This window comes from Streptomyces sp. NPDC050674 (assembly GCF_040654575.1).
Classification (GTDB): domain Bacteria; phylum Actinomycetota; class Actinomycetes; order Streptomycetales; family Streptomycetaceae; genus Streptomyces.
The window spans coordinates 423,442-441,762 of sequence record NZ_JBFAIG010000002.1; the positions used below are offsets into that span (position 1 = coordinate 423,442).

Genomic DNA, 18,321 nt, shown 5'->3' on the forward strand with positions numbered 1-18,321 from the left:
CCTCGCTTCGCTCACCGCCACCGGCACAACTTTCGGTCCGGAACGACTCCTTGACCCCTGAGATGGGGACAGTGTAGACATCCCGCCAGCGGATGTTTACGTAAACATTGCCGAGTCGAAACCGTACGAGAAGGTATCGAACCCGCACCGATCGCACCGCGCAGGCCCCGATCTCCGCGTCCGCCGCGATGTGCGGCACGCAGAAGAGCTGGAGTACTCGAGATGGCACACCGCACCCGCAAGAGAAGGCTCCTCGGGGCCATCGGCGTCACCGCCGTGGCGACCGGAACCATGCTGGCCACGACGACCCTGCCGGCCGCCCACGCCGACTCCGCGGCCACCGGCGTCACCGTCCGGCCCGACCCCTCCTACGCGGGGGAGAAGTTCGAGGGCTGGGGCACCAGCCTGGTCTGGTTCGCGAACGCCACCGGCGACTACCCGCCCGCGATCCGCGAGAAGCTCTACAAGCTCCTCTTCGGCGACGACGGCCTCAACCTCAACATCGCCCGCTACAACATCGGCGGCGGCAACGCCCCCGACGTCAAGGACTACCTGCGGGCCGGCGGTGCGGTCGAGGGCTGGTGGAAGGCCCCGGCGGGCACCACCCGCGAGGACGTCGACTGGTGGGACGCGGACGACCCGGCCGACTGGAACAAGAACGCGGACAAGACGCAGCGCTGGTGGGTCGACCGCATCAAGAAGGACATCACCCACTGGGAGACCTTCAGCAACTCCCCGCCCTGGTTCATGACCGAGAGCGGCTATGTCTCCGGGAACTTCGACGCGGGCAAGGACCAGCTCAAGCCGGAGTCCGTGGAGGACTTCGCCAAGTACCTGGTGGGCGCGACCGAGCGTCTGGAGAAGGCGCACGGCATCGACGTCGACACCCTCGACCCGTTCAACGAGCCGAACACGAACTACTGGGGCACCAAGCTCGGCCCGGACGGCGAACCGGTCGGCGGACGCCAGGAGGGCGCCCACATCGGCCCCGAGCTCCAGCAGAAGGTGATCCGCGCGCTGGCCCCGGTGCTGAAGAAGTCCCGGTCGGACGCGGAGATATCCGCGATGGACGAGACGAACCCGGGCACCTTCGCGACGAACTGGAACTCCTACCCCCAGGAGGTCCGCGACCTCGTCGGCCAGATGAACGTCCACACCTACGGCACCGGCCAGCGCACCACCGTCCGCGACCTGGCCAAGGCCGCCGACAAGCCGCTGTGGATGAGCGAGGTCGAGGGCGACTGGGGCGACGGGCAGAGCTTCACGGACATGCGGCCGGGCCTCGGTCTCGCCCAGCGCATGGTCGACGACCTGCGGGAACTGGAGCCCAAGGCCTGGGTGTTCTGGCAGCCCGTCGAGGACTACGACAACATGAAGCCGGGCGGCGAGTCCGCCAAGGGCGGCAACTGGGGCGAGATCCAGCTCCCGTTCAGCTGCACCAAGAAGGACACCCTGGAGTCCTGCCCGGTCCACACCAACACCAAGTTCGACACGGCCCGCAACTTCACGCACTACATCAAGCCCGGCGACCGGCTGATCAAGACGAACGACACCTCCAGCACCGCGGCGGTCTCCCGCAAGGGCGACGCGGCGACCGTAGTCCACGTCAACAGCGCCACCGAGGCGCGCGAGGTCACGCTCGACCTGTCGAAGTTCGGCCGGGTCTCCTCCCGCGCCACGGTCACCCCCGTGGTGACCAGCGCCGACGGCAAGCTGGAGCAGCAGAAGGCCGTCCGCGTCAGCGGCAGGCAGGCGACCCTCACGGTGCCCGCCCAGTCGGTGACGTCCTTCCTCGTCAAGGGTGTCTCCGGGGTCGCGAAGGACGCGGCCGAGCTGCGCAAGGGCCACACCTACCGGCTGACGGGCGTCCAGAGCGGCAAGGACCTCACCATCGCCGGCAACGGCACGGGCCTGGTCATCAGGACCCCGAACGAGTCGGACCCGAGCGGCCGGCAGTGGCGGGTGGAGCAGGTCCGCGGCGACGGCAACCGCAAGCGCTACGTCCTCACCGAGACCGGTACGGACAAGCGCCTGGCCATCCGTGACGGCGCCCTGGTCGCCGAACCCGACGAGGGCCGCCGCGACGACGCCGCGCAGTGGATCGCGTCCTCGACCGGCGACGGCTCCTGGACGCTCGTGAACGTGGCGACCGGTCAACTCCCGGACGTCGGTGGCCAGTCCACGAGCGACGGCGCGTCCGTGGGCGTCTGGCAGCCGAACTCCGGCTCCAACCAGCGCTGGAAGCTGACCGAGATCACGGGCGGCTGACCTCCCGCCCGGCCCCGTCCCCGACGCCCCCGCCTCCGCGCCCGTCACCGGCCGCGGAGCCGGGGGCGTCGCGCGCCGGCTCACCGCCGACGGCGGCCTGCCCGCTCCGTCCCAGTACTACGGCGGGGTCGGGGCCTCGTAACGGTCGGGCTGGGTGCCTCGCCGTCCACAGCGAGGGGAGGCCCCCTGTGGACGGCGAGCGCCCGTCGGCTGTGGCGGTACCCCTGCCAGGGGTGGGCGCCGTGTCGAGGCGGGGGCGTCGTGCGTCGGCGTACTGCTGACGGCGGCCTGTCCCCCCACGCCCCGGTACGGCGGCGTCCGGGCCGCTGCGCCCCCGGGGCGGCCTGTTCCGCCGTCCGCCCGGCGCGGAACCGGCAGGCGGCCGGGTGCTCCGCGGTGCCTCGCCGTCCACGGCTTCGGGCGGCCGCCCACTGTGGACAGCGGGCACCGGAGGCTGTGTCGATGCGGGCTTCGGTGCTGCTGCGGGCGGTCCCTCACGTCCGGGCCGTGTCCGGCCCGCCCGGAACGCCGGCGGGCCGGTCAGCGGCGGCGGCCCCGGGGCGGCCTGCTCCGCCGTCCGCCCGGGGCGGAACCCGTGCGCGCGGGGGGCTTCTCGGCGGGCGGCGGGGTGAGGACGACGGGCACGCCCGACGGCTCCTGCGCCCCGGTGATGCGGCTCAGCTCGGCCTCGCCCGAGCGGACCCGGGTGACCTGCGGGGTGATCCCGGCGTCGGCCATCAGCCGGGTCATCTCGCGGCGCTGGTGGGGCAGGACCAGCGTGACGACGGTGCCGGACTCGCCGGCGCGGGCGGTACGGCCGCCGCGGTGCAGGTAGTCCTTGTGGTCGCCGGGCGGGTCCACGTTGACGACGAGGTCGAGGTTGTCGACGTGGATGCCGCGGGCGGCGACGTTGGTCGCCACCAGGACCGTGACCTGGCCGTCCTTGAAGCGGGCCAGGGTCTTGGTCCGCTGCGACTGGGACTTGCCGCCGTGCAGGGCCATGGCGCGCACACCGACGGCGAGCAGCTTCTTGGCCAGCCGGTCGGCGGCGTGCTTGGTGTCCAGGAACATGATCACGCGCCCGTCGCGGGCGGCGATCCGGGTCGTGGTGGCGTGCTTGTCGTCGTCCTCGACGTGCAGCAGGTGGTGGTCCATGGTGGTGACCGCGCCCGCCGAGGGGTCGACGGAGTGCACCACCGGGTCGTGCAGGTACGTGCGGACCAGCCGGTCGACGTTGCGGTCCAGGGTGGCGGAGAACAGCATCCGCTGGCCACCGGGTCGCACCTGGTCGAGCAGGGCGGTGACCTGGGGCATGAAGCCCATGTCGGTCATCTGGTCGGCCTCGTCGAGGACGGTGATGTCGACGTGGTCCAGTCGGCAGTCGCCCCGGTCTATGAGGTCCTTGAGCCGTCCGGGCGTCGCGACGACGACCTCGGCACCGGTACGCAGCGCGTTCGCCTGCCGTCCGATCGGCAGGCCGCCGACCACCGTGGTGAGCCGCAGCCGCAGCGCGCCGGCGAAGGGGGCGAGGGCGTCGGTGACCTGCTGGGCGAGCTCGCGCGTGGGCACGAGGACGAGGCCCAGGGGCTGCCGGGCCTCCGCGCGCCGTCCGTCGACGCGGGCCAGCAGCGCGAGGCCGAAGGCGAGCGTCTTGCCCGAGCCGGTGCGGCCACGGCCGAGCACGTCCCGCCCGGCCAGCGAGTTCGGCAGGGTCGCGGCCTGGATCGGGAAGGGCGCGGTCAGGCCCTCGGCGGTCAGCGCGGCCAGCAGCCGCTCGGGCAGGTCGAGCTCGGCGAACGCTTCGACGGCGGGCAGCGCCGGGGTGACGGTGGCGGGCGGGGCGAACTCCCGGCTGGGGGCGGGGCGCCGGCCGCCGTGGCCACCGCCCGCGGTACGGGAGGCGGTGCCTGCGCCACCCGGCTTACGGGAGCGGGACCCGTTGCCGCGGGAGTGGGGAGAGCCGTTGTTCCTGCGAGCCGTGCGGTCCATGGGGGAACCTTCCTCGATGCGGCACGCGTCGAGGAATGCGCGACGGCCTCGAAGAGCCGCGGATTCGCAAGAGTTGAGCCGGAGATGAACAAAAAACGAGCCGAGGCCCGCACCGCGAGGGTGCGGGCCCCGGTCAGGGCATGCGCGTACGCGTCAGGCGGGAACGATGTTCTCGGCCTGCGGGCCCTTCTGGCCCTGCGTGACGTCGAAGGTGACCTTCTGGCCTTCCTGGAGCTCACGGAAGCCGGAGGTGGCGATGTTCGAGTAGTGGGCGAAGACGTCCGGGCCGCCACCCTCCTGCTCGATGAAGCCGAAGCCCTTTTCCGAGTTGAACCACTTCACGGTGCCGGTAGCCATATGAATCTCCCTTGAGGGCAGTACTCAGGGCCCGCACCTTGCGGACCCGTAGTCGCCGAAATGATCACCCTAAGGAGATCCGAGAATCCTCGGAAACAAAAAAAGTGCTCGTCGACAAAAGGTCGAAAGAGCACTCGAAGTCTCTGGGAACCAAAACTGCAACGCCAGCCAAGGTAGCACAGGCCGCGCCGGAAGGCTCGGGAATCTTGCACCCGAGATCATCGGTGCCGCGATCGCGGCCGCACGCCGTGCTCAGCGGGCGGGCCCGCTGGAGCGGCCGGATCGCGGAGAACGCCGGGGCCGGCGCCGGCACCCGCCGGGCGCGGTTCGTGCCGGGCCGCCCCGTACCCGTCCTGCTCCTCGGCGTCGCCGGCCTCGTCGCCCCCGCCCTGCCGGCCGCCGGCTGCCGGCCGGGCATGCCCGGGGACGAGGCCGAACCGAGGGGGCCCGGGACCGCGCGCGGCTGGTCGTCATCGCGTACCGGACGGGGCTGGTGCGGGCGGCACCGCCGCAGTGGGCTTCCCCTCCGGCCGCGCCTGGGGCATGCCGAAGGCCGCCACCATGATCTTCTCGGCGGTCCTGTTCATGCCCTGGCCCTTGGCGTCGGTGGAATTGACGCTGTAGACGAGGGTGCGCGAGCCGTCGCGGGTGGAGGCGATGGCGGCGTTGTACCCCCAGCGCCCGCCGGTCTTGCCCCAGACCTCGCGTCCGCCCAGCACCTTCATGGACAGGCCGGCCGAGTAGGCGGCCGGTTCGCCGGTTCTGAGGTCGGTCACCTTCGGCAGCGTGAACATCTCCTCCAGCAGCGGCCCGCGCACGATCCGCCCCCGGAACAGGGCGTGGGTGAACGTCTCCAGGTCCGCGGTGGTGGAGATGAGGTCCCCGGCCGCCCATCCGTCCGTCGTGCCCCACACGGAGACGTCCCGGAGCCCGGTCGTCCCGTCGTCGAGCCGCATGGTCTGGTAGCCGTGGTTGTGCGGCCCGGTGATGCGCGGATCCGTCCCCGGCAGGGAGGTGTCCCGCAGCCCCAGGGGCCCGAGCACCCGGCGGGCGACCTGGTGCTCGTAGGAGTCGTGGGTGACGCGCTCGATGAGCAGGCCCGTGATCGTGTACCCGATGTTGAGGTAGTGCTGCCGCCGGCCCGGCGCGAACTCGGGCTTCTTCGCCGTCGCCGAACGGACCATGGCCCTCGGGTCGTGGACGCGGAAGCGGTGCGCGTACCACTCCTCGACGGTGGTGCCGGGGAAGTCCGGGGCGGGGATGCCGTGTGTGTGGTCGAGGAGCTGCCGGACGGTGACGCCCGCGTACGACGCCGGGATCAGGTCCGGCAGGTAGGAGCGGGCGCTGCGGTCCAGGTCCAGCCGTCCCTCCTCGGCCAGTTGCAGGGCGACCGCGGCGGTGAAGACCTTGGTCACGGACCCGGCGCGGAAGCGGCCGGCAGGATCGGCGGGCCGCCCGGTGCGCAGGTCGTGCACGCCCGAACTGCCGTGCCACACCCCCTCCTTGCCCCCGACGCGGACGAGGGCGGCGGTGGCGTCGGCGGTGGGGAGACCGGCGAGGGCGGCTTCGAGGGCGGCGTCGGGGGACTGCGCGGCCATCGACGCGGCCGGGGCGGAGGCGGCTGCCGGGAGCACGGACGGGCCCGCGGCGATGCCCGCGACGAGCACGGCGGCGGTGAGCAGGCTGGTACGGGTCCTCATGGTGAACTCCGGTGAGAGGGGCCGACGTTGTGCGACGTCCTCATCCTCGGCGGCACAGCCGTCCGGCGGATCGCCCCCACCGGTGGTCTTGCGGCGTCACGGCCTCCCCGGCGCGGGGGAGGGCCGGGAGCGGGCCGCTCCCCCGGGCGGGGGATCCCCGGCGGTGACCAGGCCGGTCTCGTAGGCGCAGATCACGGCCTGGATGCGGTCCCTGAGCCCCAGTTTCGCGAGCACGTTGCCGACGTGCGTCTTGACGGTGTGCTCGCTGACCACCAGCTCGGCGGCGATCTCCGCGTTCGACAGGCCCCGGGCGAGCAGCAGCAGCGTCTCGCGCTCCCGGGCGGTCAGGGCGTCCAGCCGGGGGTCGGGCCGGCGGGACCGGGCGGCGGCGGGCCGGGTGTACTGCTCCACGAGACGGCGGGCGACGGAGGGGGCGAGCAGCGAGTCGCCCCGGGCCACGACCCGCACGGCGTGCACGAGGTCGTCCCGGCGGACGTCCTTGAGCAGGAAGCCGCTCGCGCCCGCGTGCAGCGCGTCGTACACATACGCGTCGGAGTCGAAGGTCGTCAGCATCACCGTGCGGCAGTCGCCCGCCGCGCTGATCGCACGGCAGGCCTCGATGCCGTCCAGGCGGGGCATCCGGATGTCGAGCAGCGCCACGTCCGGCGCGTGCCGCCGCACCGCGTCGACGGCCTCGCCGCCGTCACCCGCCTCGGCGACCACCTCGATGTCCGGCTGCGCGTCCAGGATCATCGCGAAGCCGCTGCGCACGAGTTCCTGGTCGTCGGCGATCACGACCCGGATCGTCATCGCCCCGCCTCCGCCGCACGGGGCACGGGAATCCGCACCCGCACCTCGAACCCCTGCCCGTCCGGGCCGGGCCCGGCTGACGCGCTGCCCCCGTGCGCCGCCGCCCGCTCCCGCATCCCGGCGAGGCCGTGCCCGCCCCGGCGGGACACCCCTCGCGGCCCCTTCCCGTCGTCGATCACATGGACCCCCAACTCGTCTGCTTCATAGGTCAATTGAACGCGCACCGTCCGTGCGTCCGCATGCTTGAGGGTATTGGTCAGGGCCTCCTGGACCACCCGGAAGACGGTGGCGCCGACGCCCTCCGGCACCGGCCGGACGTCCCCCCGGGCCCGGTACGTCACGTCGAGCCCGCTCTGGCGCACCCGGTCGAGGAGAGCGGGCAGGGCGGCGAGTGCGGGCTGCGGCTCGCGCGGGGCGGCGGAACCGGGCTCGTCGGCGCCTTCGCCTTCCCGCAGCACGCCCAGCATGTTCCGCAACTGGGCCATGGCGTCCCGCCCGGACGCGGAGATGGCGTCGAAGGCGGCCACGGCCCGCTCCGGCGCGGCACGCACCGCCACCGGCCCGGCCTCGGCCTGCACGATCATCAGGCTCACGGCGTGGGAGAGGATGTCGTGCATCTCCCTTGCGATCCGGGCCCGTTCGCGTGCGGCGGCCTGTTCGGCCTCGACACGGTGGGCCCGCTGCCGGGCGTCGGTCAGCCGCCCGAAGACGTATGCGGCTGCGAACACGAAGAGCGAGAAGGTCAGTTCACGGGCCGACCGGGTGTTGAGCCACACCCCCACCGGCACGGCGACCAGCAGCACGGCTCCGGCGACAAGCCGTTCGCGGGCCGGGGACAGCGCGGCGATGGTGTAGACGACGACGAGTCCGGTGTACGGCAGCGGCTGCCCGGGCCCGTCCAGGGTGAACCGGTACAGGGCACTGGTGGCCAGCACCGCGAACAGCACGGCGAGGGGGGCGCGCCGTCGCCAGACCAGGGGGACGACGGTGAGGGTGCTCAGCCCGTAGGCGCCCCAGGTCGCCGGCGGCGCCCCGGCCGCACGCGGCACGAGGAACGGCATGGTCATCGCGCCCTGCACCAGGAGCGCGAGGCCGATGTCGACGACCAGCGGCCTGGCCGCCGCCCACGCCCGGCCCCGCTCCCACCACACCCGTACGTCCCCGCGCGTTCCCCCCACGCGGCCTCACGGTAACGGGCGGGGCGGGCCGAGGGACCCGGACCGGTCTTCTCGCTCCGGTTCTGTCTCAGGCCCGCAGGTAGGCCAGTACCGCCAGCACACGGCGGTGGTCGTCCGGGGCCGAAGGGGGCAGGTCGAGCTTGTGCAGGATGCTCGCGATGTGCTTGGCGACGGCGGCGTCCGTGACGACCAGACGGCGGGCTATCGCCGCGTTGGAGCGGCCTTCCGCCATGAGCGCGAGGACCTCGCGTTCACGGGGCGTGAGCCGGTCCAGGGGGTCGCGGCGGCGGGCCAGGAGCTGGCGTACGACCTCGGGGTCGACGACCGTCGCCCCGGCGGCGACGCGGGCGACGGCGTCGGCGAACTCCTGGACGTCACCGATGCGTTCCTTGAGGAGGTAGCCCGTTCCGACGCCGTCGCGGCGGTCGTCGAGCAGCTCGTCGGCGAAGGTCTGCTCGACGTACTGGCTCAGGACGAGCACCGCAAGACCGGGCTGCTCGGCCTGGAGCAGGCGGGCCGCCCGGAGGCCTTCGTCCGCCTGGCCGGGTGGCATGCGGACATCGGTGATCACCAGGTCCGGCCGGTGTTCCCGGGCCGCGGCGAGCAGGGCGGGGCCGTCGCCGACGGAGGCGAGGACCTGGTGGCCGAAGCGCTCCAGCAGATGGACGAGCCCCTCACGCAGGAGGACGGCGTCCTCCGCGATCACGGTGCGCAGGGATGGCCGCATCGGTTCTCCGTTCCCGGGCGGATGGTCCCGCCGGGCCGGATCTCCCCCTTCACGAGGCCGGACCCGCGCACGGGATCTCCGCTCTCAGCACCGTGGGTCCGCCGGGCGGGCTGGACAACAGCATTCTGCCGTCGGCGGCGGCGATCCGGTCGGCCAGGCCGACGAGCCCCGTCCCACGGGTGGGATCCGCGCCGCCCGAGCCGTTGTCCTCGATGTCGAGGCGGAGCACACCGTCACGGCAGCGGGCGGTGATACGGCAGCGGTCCGCCCCGCTGTGCCGGGCGATGTTGGTGAGCGCCTCGGCCGTCACGTAGTACGCGGTCTGCTCCACGGCGGCCGGGAGACGGCCGGGCAGATCGAGGTCCAGGTCCGTGGGGACGGGGCAGCGGCCGGCGATGTCCCGGGCGGCGGCGGGAAGTCCGCGTTCGGTCAGGATCTGCGGGTGGATGCCGCGGATCAGTTCGCGCAGCTCGGTGAGCGCCTCCTTGGCGAGGGCGTGGGCCTCGCCCACCTCCCGGGCCGCCGCGCTGCCGGGCGGCAGGTCGAGGGCGGCGAGGCCCAGCTTCATCGTGAGGGCGACCAGCCGCTGCTGGGCCCCGTCGTGCAGGTCGCGTTCGATGCGGCGGCGCTCCGTCTCGAAGGCGTCGACGAGGCGGGCCCGGGACCGTACGACCTCGCGCAGCTCGCGGTCCTTCGGAAAGAGCACCGCACGGGCCACGGCGCCCCGGACCCCCGCCCACGCGGCCACCGGGTACACGGCGACGGGCAGCAGCAAGGCGCCCGCGACGGGGCCGGCCACGGACTGCCAGGTGGTGGCGGTGGGCTGGAGGGGAGTGATCAGGAGGAAGCCCGGTATGCCGAGCGAGACCAGGACCACGGCGAGGTCCATCCAGCCGACCGCGAGGACGGACACGGCCCCGTACCCGGCGGCGCGGGGGCCGTTGTGCGGCTCCGGCCGGTCGCCGGCACCGCTCCGGTCGACGAGAGTGAGGCGGCGGCGTTCCAGGGGACCGGTGAGCGCGGCGGCGAAGGCCACCACCGCCACCGCGCAGAGCACCTTGGTGAACGTGCCGAGGGGTGCGCTGAACAGCCCGCCGACCGCGAGGTACACCACGATCGCGAACAGCCCGCCCGACAGCAGGTACAGCAGCGCGCGCCAGGGCCAGGCCGTGGCCAGGACACCCAACGGGGCCCGGGCGACGGCCTCCAGGACGGTTCGGGGAGCGGTCACCCGCCCGACCGTAGCGGCGCCGGGCGGCCGGGACAGTAGTGCCAGGTGGAGTATCGGATGTAGCCCGTGCGGCAATGCGCCGGACGGTGCCGCCGTCGTTGTCTTGTCGGCATGACAGCAACCGACACCGCGCCCCGGCAGGGGACTTCGGCCGCGCCACCCGTCCGGCTGCGTGACGTCACCAAGCGCTACGGCACCGGTGAGCGCGCCGTCACCGCCCTCGACCACCTGAGCCTGGACTTCGCGCCCGGCACGATGACCGCCGTCATGGGCCCCTCCGGATCCGGCAAGTCCACCCTGCTGCACTGCGCGGCCGGCATCGACCGGCCCAGCTCCGGCGAGGTGCTGATCGACGGTACGGACCTGTCCGGCCTGGACGAGAACGCGCTGACCGTGCTGCGCCGGGAACGCGTCGGATTCGTCTTCCAGGCGTTCAACCTGGTCTCGGCCCTGACCGCCGCACAGAACGTCGAACTGCCCCTGCGGCTGGCCGGCGCCCGCCCCGCTGCGGACGAGGTGCACGCGGCACTCGCCGCCGTCGGGCTCGCCGACCGCCACCGGCACCGGCCCGGCGAACTGTCCGGAGGCCAGCAGCAGCGCGTCGCGATCGCACGGGCGATGATCGCCCGGCCCGCCGTGCTGTTCGCGGACGAGCCGACCGGGGCGCTGGACAGCACGGCCTCCCGGGTCGTGCTGCGCCTGGTGCGGGACCTGGTCGACAGCCGCGGCCAGACGGTCGTGATGGTGACGCACGACCCGGCCGCGGCGGCCTGCGCGGACCGCGTGCTGCTGCTGGCCGACGGCCGGCTCGCGGACGAACTGCCGGGCGGCGCGGGTGCCGGGGCGATCGCGGCGCGCACCGCCGCCCTGGAGGTGGGACCGTGATCAGCCTGGCGACGGCGAGGGAACGGTGGCCCTCCTTCCTGGGGTCGTTCGTGGCGGTGGTGCTCGGCGTCGCGGTCGTCACCATGAGCGCGCTGGTGCTGCTGTCGGACGGCCCGCAGGTGCCGCGGCGGCTGGCGGCGGCGCCGGTGCTGGTGCAGAGCCCGGCGGGGGAGCGGACGGGCGGGGTGTTCGCGCAGAACCCGCCGTGGGCGCCGAAACGCGCGGAGCGGCTGCGGCGCGAACTCGGCGGGCTGCCCGGAGTCGAAGCGGCGGTGTCCGACCGGTCCTTCTACGCCCAGGCGGCGGGCAGCGAACAGCGCGCGGGGGAGCGGCAGGGACACCCCTGGTCCACGGCGGCGCTCGCCGCGTACGGACTGAGCGAGGGCCGGGCGCCGGCCACCGCCGGCGAGATCGTCCTGGACGAGTCCCTCGGGCACGGGCCGGGTGAGCCCGTCACCGTGCTGACGGCGCGCGGGCCGCAGCGCTTCACGGTGTCCGGCACGACCGACGGCCCCGGCTACTACGTCACCGACCGGCGGGCCGCCGAACTGGCGGGCGGCGTACGGATCATCGGGCTCGTCCTCGGCCCGGGCACCGACCCCGAGCGGGTCGCGGGTGCCGCGCGGCGTGTCGTGGGCGGCGACGGCACGGTCCTCACCGGGGACGCCCGTGCCGCGCTCGCGCCGCAGCAGGACGAGATGACCCGCTGGATCGGCGGCCAGGTGGTCACCGCCATGGCGCTGCTCTCCGCCTTCGTCACCGTCTTCAACGTGTCCTCGACCTTCGCCTTCGCCGTCGCCCGGCGGCGCCGAGAGTTCGGGCTGCTGCGCACGATCGGCGCCACACCGCGGCAGGTGAAGCGGCTCGTGTACGGGGAGGCGCTGCTGGTCGGAGTCGTCGGCGCCGCGGCGGGGGCGGTGGCGGGAGTGACCCTCGCACCCGCGATGACCGGGCTGCTGATCGACGCGGGCTTCCAGCCGGCGGGCTTCGAGGTGAGCATCCGGTGGTGGGTGCCGGTTGCCGCCTGGGCCCTGGGCGTGGCGACGGCACTCGCCGGGGCGGGGGCCGCCTCGCGGCGGGCGTCGCGGGTGAGGCCGCTGGAGGCGATGCGGGAGGCCGCGGTCGACAGCCGGCCGATGACCGGCCGCCGGTGGGCCGCGGGTCTGGTGGCGACGGGTCTGGGCGCGCTCTGCTCGGTGGGTACCGCCGTCGCCGGGTCCGACGCCATGGTGCTGCTGGCCCTGGGCGCCGCGATGAGCCTGACGGCCGGACTCACCCTCCTGCTGCCCGCGTTGACCGGACCCGTCATCGGGGTGCTGACCCGGCCGCTCGCCCGGCGGCCCGGGGCGACGGGCCTCCTCGTGCGCGAGAACATGATCACCGCGGTGCGCCGCACGTCCGCCACGATCGCCCCGGTGCTGGCGACCGTCGCCTTCGCCGTGCTGATCACCAGCGCCGTCCAGACCACCCAGAGCGCCGGCACCACGCGCCAGGCCGCCGCCGTGCGGGCCGAGTCGGCCGTCGTCCCCCGGGGCATGCCGGGCCTGTCCGACGCCGCGGTGGCCGGGGTGCGGGGCACGGCCCTGCTGTCGACGACCGTCTACGGCGGTGAGGGCGCGGTCGCGCTGTCGGCGGCCGGGGTGACGCCCGGTTTCGAGCGGGTGCACGGGACACGGGCGCCGCGCGGGGACACGGTCGCGGTCACCCGGTCCGTCGCGGCCGCCCACGGCTGGGGGGAGGGCCGGACCGTCCCGCTCACCTTCGAGGACGGCCGTACCGGCCGACCGCGGGTGTCCGCCGTGGTGGACGACTCGATGCCGTACGACATCCTGCTGTCCCGCGAAGTGGTGCGTGCCCACGACCCGTCGGCCCTCGCGGACGTCGTCTACCGCACGGGCGCGGACGGCGCTCCGCTGCCCGCCCGGCTCGGTGCGCGGGAGGTCTCGGTGGCGGCGCACGCGGCCTCGGCCGACGCCGAGGAGGACCGGCTGGTGCGGGTGTTCACCCTGATCCTCGTCGCCCTCACGGCGGGCTACACGGCGATCGCCGTCGCCTCCCTCGTGCTGACGGCCACCACGGGCCGCGCACGGGACCTCCGCCTCCTGCGTCTGTCCGGGGCGACATCCCGTCAGGTGCTGCTGTCCCTCGTCACGGAGACGTGCTGCGTCGTCGCCCTGGGCGCCGCTCTGGGACTCGCGGTGGCCGCCCCCGCCCTGTTCGGCATCGCGCACGGGCTGCGCCGGGAACTGGGTCTGCCGGTCGAGTTGTCGGTGGCCTGGCCCTGGGTCGCGGCTGCGGTGGCCGGCTGTCTGCTGCTCGCGACGGCCGCAACCGTGCTCCCGGCCCGGGCCGCCCTCGCCCGCATGGGGCGGACCTGACTCCGCCCGACCGGTCGACGGCCGTCTCCGAGGCCGGAGCGGCAGGGGCGCAGCGGCTAGGCTTGATCCCGTGGAGCTCCTGCACCTGCGCTATTTCCTCGCCGTCGCCCAAGAACTGAACTTCTCCACCGCGGCCCGCAAACTGCACATGGCCGCCTCCCCGTTGAGCCGGCGGATCAAGGACCTCGAGAACGAGGTCGGGCACCGGTTGTTCGACCGGGACACCCATCACGTGCGGCTCACCCCGGCCGGCAACGCGTTGCTGCCGATCGCGCGCGGGGTGCTGGAGCAGGTCGACTCCATCCGGTGGCGGCTGGACGAGACGGCCCGGCCGCGGCGGACCACCCTGTTGCTGGGGGTGCCCAGTGGCGTCCATCCCGACCTGCGCGAACGGATGGACGCCCTCGCCGAGCGGGTCGGCGACCGGTTCGAGATCAAACGCTGGCCCGGCGGCACCGACCGGCTCGTCGACGCGGTGTGCGACGGCAGACTCGCCCTGACCCTGGCCCGGTTGCCGGCCGGCGGCGACCCGGCACTGGAGCAGCTGCCGGTGATGTCGGAGCGGCTCGGCGCGGTGGTGCCCCGGGACCGCTTCCAAGGGCGGGAGTCCGTCGCCCTCACGGAGCTGGCGGAACTGGCCTACGCGGGCTCCCCGACGGCGGCGACCAACGCCTACTTCCGCGGCCTCGACCAGCAGCTCGCCGAGCTCGGCATCAAAAAACGCGTCGAACTGGGCAGCGCGACATTCGACGGAGTGTCCGAAATAGTGTCCAGCGGTCTGGCGTTCTCCATTTCCATGCTGGATTCCAGGAGTCCTGTCCATAATTACCGTCTCGACAATGTCGTCATCCTTCCCTTCTCCGATTTCCACCCCCGTCTCGATACCGGGCTGATCTGGCGCAAGGACCGGGCCAACGGCGGTGACCTGGAGGAAGTGGTGGCCGTGGCCCGCGAAGTGTTCGCCGAGCCGCTGCACTCATAACCATCAAAAAACCTTCACACAAAGCGGTATGACCACAGCGGTCATACCGCTTTTCGTTATTCGGTCATTCCATTCGTTTCCGTTTGCAAGATTCTCGGGCTAACTTAGTTTCTAGGTACACACACATGGCGAACCGAGGAGTGAAGAAACCGATGGCGGACCTCACCGACACCGTCGCCGGCCCCCTGGAGGGCATCCGCGTGATCGACCTCTCGACCGTGGTGATGGGCCCCTACGCCGCCCAGATCCTCGGCGACCTGGGCGCCGACGTGATCAAGATCGAGTCGCCGTCCGACACCGTGCGCACCGGCCACTACCGCACGACCCCGGGCATGACCCCGCTGAACCTCAACGTCAACCGCAACAAGCGCAGCGTGTCCCTCAACCTCAAGGACGACACCGACCGCGAGCGCGTCCTGCGGCTGATCGACACCGCGGACGTGCTCATCACCAACATGCGCCCGGGCGCCCTGCACCGCCTCGGCCTGTCCCACGAGGACATCGCCGCCCGCAACCCCGGCCTGGTCTACGCCCACGCCCAGGGCTTCCGCAGCGACTCCGACCGGGCCGGCAACGCCGCCTACGACGAGACCGTGCAGGCCGCCTCCGGCCTGGTCGACATCGCCGACCGGGCGCTGGGCGAGCCCGTCTACCTGCCGACGATCATCGGCGACAAGGTCTCCTCCCTGACCATCGCCTACAGCGTCCTGGCCGCCCTGCTGCACCGGAACAAGACCGGCCAGGGCCAGCTCGTCGAGATCCCGATGACGGACACCCTGATCGCCTTCAACCTGGTCGAGCACCTCGCGGGCCACACCCACGTGCCCGAGAGCGGACCCACCGGCTTCGCGCTGTCGATGCTCAAGGGCCACAAGGCCGTGCGCACCAAGGACGGCCTGGCCTGCGTGATGCCGTACAACCCGCGGAACTACCGGGACTTCCTCACCGCCGCCGGACGCCCGGACCTCGCCGAGGACCCGCGCGTGAACGGCGACGCCATCGACAGCGCCGACCACGAGGACCTGGCCGCGCTCCTGGAGGAGTGCGCCCCGGCGCTGACCACCGACGAGTGGACGGAGGTGTGCGCCAAGCACAGCATCCCGATGGCCCCGGTGCTGGAACTCGACCGCGCCCACGAGGACCCCTACGTCCGTGACGGCCACCTGCTCGACACCGTCGAGCACCCGACCGAGGGCACGGTCCGCACCATCGGCATCCCGCTGCGCTTCTCCGCCACCCCCGGCTCGATCCGCCGCCTGGCACCGGTCGCCGGCCAGGACACCGAGGACGTCCTCGCCGAACTCGACGCCACCGCCCGCTGATCCGAGGAGGACGACAGTCATGAGCACCCCCACACCCCCCGTGCGCACCGAACGCGTCGGCTCCACCCTGCTGATCACCCTGGACCGCCCCCAGGCCCGCAACGCCGTGAACGCGGCGACCGCCACCGCCCTGGCCGCCGCACTCGACGAGTTGGAGGCCGACCCCACGCTGCGGGCCGGCGTCCTGACCGGCGAGGGCGGGACGTTCAGCGCCGGCATGGACCTCAAGGCCGCGCTGCGCGGCGAGTCACCCGAGGTCGAGGGCCGCGGATTCGGCGGCCTGACCGAGGCCCGGCCGGACAAGCCCCTCATCGCCGCCGTGGAGGGCTTCGCCATGGGCGGCGGCTTCGAACTGGCCCTGGCCTGCGACCTGATCGTCGCCGCCGAGGACGCCCGGTTCGGCCTGCCCGAGGTGAAGCGCGGCCTGATCGCCGCGGGCGGCGGAGTGATCCGCCTGCCGCAACGCGTGCCGTACCACCTCGCGATGGAACTGCTGCTGACCGGCGAACCCGTCGACGGCCGCCGCGCCGGTGAACTGGGGCTGGCCAACCGGGTCACGAGCAAGGGGCAGGCCGTCGCCGAGGCGCTCCGGCTGGCCGAACGGGTCACGGAGAACGCCCCGCTCGCCCTCGCGGCCGTCAAGCGGGTCGTCCGCGCCGCCGACGGAGCCTGCGACGAGGAGGCCTTCGCCTTCCAGCGCGGCGAGATGAAGACCCTGATGGCCTCGGACGACGTCCGCGAGGGCATGACCGCCTTCGCCGAGCGCCGCCCCGCGCGGTGGACGGGGCGGTGAGGCCGGCATGAGGACCGAGGACGTACGACAGCACCTCACCACCCCGCTCACCGGCCCGGCGTACGCGCCGATGGTCCCGCGGTTCACCGATCGCGAGTACCTCAACGTCGTCTACCGCACCGACCCCGACGCGCTGCGGGCCGTGGTCCCCGAGCCCCTGCGGATCGACGAGCCACTGGTGAGGTTCGAGGTCATGAAGATGGGCGACGTCAGCGGCTACGGCCCCTACACCGAGGCCGGCCAGGCGATCCCCGTCCGCTTCGAGGGCGAGCGCGGCGAGTACCTGCACGCCATGTACCTCGACAACTTCCCGGCGACCGCCTCCGGGCGTGAGGTCTCCGCCTACCCGAAGGTCATCGGCTCCCCCTCGCTGTACGTCGACTCCGGAGCGCTCGTCGGCACCCTCGACCACGGCACCCTGCGGGTCGCCACCGCGACCATGGGCTACAAGCACCACGAGCTGGACCGGCGCGAGGCCGAGGAGCAGATCGGTGTGCCGACGTTCATGCTCAAGACGATCCCCGGGTACGACGGCATGCCGCGCGTGCAGGAACTCGTGCGGACCCGCATCACCGACCTCACCGTCAAGGAGGCCTGGACCGGCCCCGCCCGCCTCCAGCTGTTCCAGCACGTGCTCGCGCCGCTGGCCGACCTGCCGGTGCTGGAGGTCGTCTCCGCCAGCCACATCCTCACCGACCTGACGCTCGCGGGTGTCGAGCCGGTCCACGACTACCTGAAGGGAGCCGCGTCATGACCCGCACCTTCCGTACGGCCGCGGTGATCGGCGCCGGGACCATCGGACTGTCCTGGACGGCCCTGTTCGCCGCGCACGGCCTGACCGTCCGGGTGAGCGACCCGCGCGAGGACCTCGCCGAGGCCGTCTCCGAGGCCTTGGAGCAGTACGCCCCGCACCTGGCCGCCCGGGGCCTGGACGTCACCGGCCTCGCCGGCCGGGTCCACATCGCGGCCGACGTGACCGAGGCGGTCCGGGACGCCGACGTGGTCCAGGAGAACGGCCCCGAGCGGGCCGATTTCAAGAAGGACCTGTTCGCCACCCTCGCCCGCGAGGCCCCGGCCCACGCCCTGCTGCTCAGCTCGTCCTCGGCGATCCCGTCGACCGCGTTCACGGGGGAGCTGGCGGAGGAGGACGCCGCCCGCGTGCTGATCGGCCATCCCTTCAACCCGCCGCACCTGGTCCCGCTGGTCGAGGTCGTGCCGGGCGAGCGCACCGGCGAGGAAGCCGTGCGGGCCGCGGTGGACTTCTACGCCTCCGTCGGCCGCACCCCGGTCGTCGAACGCAAGGAGATCCCCGGGTTCGTCGGCAACCGCCTGCAGAACGCCCTCGGCCGCGAGGCGGTGTACCTCGTCGACCAGGGCGTGGTGACCCCCGAGGAGCTCGACAAGGTCATGACCAACTCGCTGGGCCTGCGCTGGGCCACCGTCGGGCCGTTCCTCGGCTCGCACCTGGGCGGCGGCCCCGGCGGCTACCGGCACCTGGTGGCGCACATCGGCGCGTCCATGCAGCAGACGGGGGCGGGCGGCGGCACCCCGCCGCTCGACGAGGAACGACAGGAACGGCTCATCGAAGCCGTGGAAAAGGCCTACGGCTCCTCCACGTACTCGGAACTCACCGAGACGCGCGACCGCAGGCAGCTCGCTGTCCTGGCCGCCCTGGACAGCACCGAGAAGGAGGAGAACTGA

15 protein-coding genes are annotated in these 18,321 nt (G+C 73.2%); 8 read left to right on the forward strand and 7 right to left on the reverse strand.

Translation table 11 applies throughout. The features are described from left to right. The first annotated feature begins 222 nt into the window (after window positions 1-222). On the forward strand, window positions 223-2,268 hold the full coding sequence (locus tag AB0I06_RS05305) for a glycoside hydrolase (RefSeq protein WP_363117382.1): 2,046 nt from the start codon (window positions 223-225) through the stop codon (window positions 2,266-2,268). 540 nt (window positions 2,269-2,808) lie between these two features. Here AB0I06_RS05305 and AB0I06_RS05310 read toward each other — a convergent pair. The 7 genes from AB0I06_RS05310 to AB0I06_RS05340 form a co-directional block, all read right to left on the reverse strand. Beyond that, window positions 2,809-4,257, reverse strand: coding sequence for a DEAD/DEAH box helicase (locus tag AB0I06_RS05310; protein ID WP_363117383.1), 1,449 nt, complete (start codon window positions 4,255-4,257; stop codon window positions 2,809-2,811). Window positions 4,258-4,410: 153 nt separating this feature from the next. Then, complete coding sequence (locus AB0I06_RS05315; protein WP_003991681.1) at window positions 4,411-4,614, reverse strand: cold-shock protein; 204 nt, start codon at window positions 4,612-4,614, stop codon at window positions 4,411-4,413. Window positions 4,615-5,084: 470 nt separating this feature from the next. Further along, window positions 5,085-6,314 (reverse strand): serine hydrolase domain-containing protein, encoded by a 1,230-nt coding sequence (locus AB0I06_RS05320; RefSeq protein WP_363117384.1) that lies wholly within the window; start codon window positions 6,312-6,314, stop codon window positions 5,085-5,087. Window positions 6,315-6,410: 96 nt separating this feature from the next. After that, a complete protein-coding gene (locus tag AB0I06_RS05325) occupies window positions 6,411-7,124 on the reverse strand; it encodes a response regulator transcription factor (RefSeq protein ID WP_363117385.1) in 714 nt (237 codons plus the stop codon). Further along, entirely contained in the window at window positions 7,121-8,302 is a 1,182-nt protein-coding gene (locus AB0I06_RS05330) for a histidine kinase (RefSeq protein ID WP_363117386.1), read from the reverse strand. Before AB0I06_RS05330 ends, AB0I06_RS05325 begins: the two co-directional genes overlap by 4 nt. Before the next feature lie 67 nt (window positions 8,303-8,369). Further along, window positions 8,370-9,029 (reverse strand): response regulator transcription factor, encoded by a 660-nt coding sequence (locus tag AB0I06_RS05335; protein WP_363117387.1) that lies wholly within the window; start codon window positions 9,027-9,029, stop codon window positions 8,370-8,372. Between the two features lie 49 nt (window positions 9,030-9,078). After that, complete coding sequence (locus tag AB0I06_RS05340) at window positions 9,079-10,260, reverse strand: sensor histidine kinase (RefSeq protein ID WP_363117388.1); 1,182 nt, start codon at window positions 10,258-10,260, stop codon at window positions 9,079-9,081. Between the two features lie 111 nt (window positions 10,261-10,371). On the opposite strand from AB0I06_RS05340, the gene AB0I06_RS05345 reads away from it, so the two are divergent. The 7 genes from AB0I06_RS05345 (at window position 10,372) to AB0I06_RS05375 (ending at window position 18,321) form a co-directional block, all read left to right on the forward strand. Further along, window positions 10,372-11,145, forward strand: a complete 774-nt coding sequence (locus AB0I06_RS05345) for an ABC transporter ATP-binding protein (protein WP_363117389.1) — start codon at window positions 10,372-10,374, stop codon at window positions 11,143-11,145. Beyond that, window positions 11,142-13,523: an ABC transporter permease gene (locus AB0I06_RS05350; RefSeq protein WP_363117390.1), complete on the forward strand. Its 2,382-nt coding sequence runs from the start codon at window positions 11,142-11,144 to the stop codon at window positions 13,521-13,523. Before AB0I06_RS05345 ends, AB0I06_RS05350 begins: the two co-directional genes overlap by 4 nt. A 70-nt stretch (window positions 13,524-13,593) precedes the next feature. After that, window positions 13,594-14,505 carry a LysR family transcriptional regulator gene (locus AB0I06_RS05355; protein ID WP_363117391.1) on the forward strand — a complete coding sequence of 304 codons (912 nt, stop codon included), beginning with the start codon at window positions 13,594-13,596 and terminating at the stop codon, window positions 14,503-14,505. A gap of 152 nt (window positions 14,506-14,657) precedes the next feature. Beyond that, window positions 14,658-15,827 carry a CoA transferase gene (locus AB0I06_RS05360; RefSeq protein WP_363117392.1) on the forward strand — a complete coding sequence of 390 codons (1,170 nt, stop codon included), beginning with the start codon at window positions 14,658-14,660 and terminating at the stop codon, window positions 15,825-15,827. A 19-nt stretch (window positions 15,828-15,846) separates the two neighbouring features. After that, window positions 15,847-16,620, forward strand: coding sequence for a crotonase/enoyl-CoA hydratase family protein (locus AB0I06_RS05365; protein ID WP_363117393.1), 774 nt, complete (start codon window positions 15,847-15,849; stop codon window positions 16,618-16,620). A 7-nt stretch (window positions 16,621-16,627) separates the two neighbouring features. Beyond that, window positions 16,628-17,374, forward strand: a complete 747-nt coding sequence (locus AB0I06_RS05370) for an acetoacetate decarboxylase (RefSeq protein WP_363117394.1) — start codon at window positions 16,628-16,630, stop codon at window positions 17,372-17,374. Next, the gene (locus tag AB0I06_RS05375) at window positions 17,371-18,321 is read left to right on the forward strand and encodes a 3-hydroxyacyl-CoA dehydrogenase NAD-binding domain-containing protein (protein ID WP_363117395.1); all 951 of its coding nucleotides are present in this window, start codon (window positions 17,371-17,373) and stop codon (window positions 18,319-18,321) included. Before AB0I06_RS05370 ends, AB0I06_RS05375 begins: the two co-directional genes overlap by 4 nt.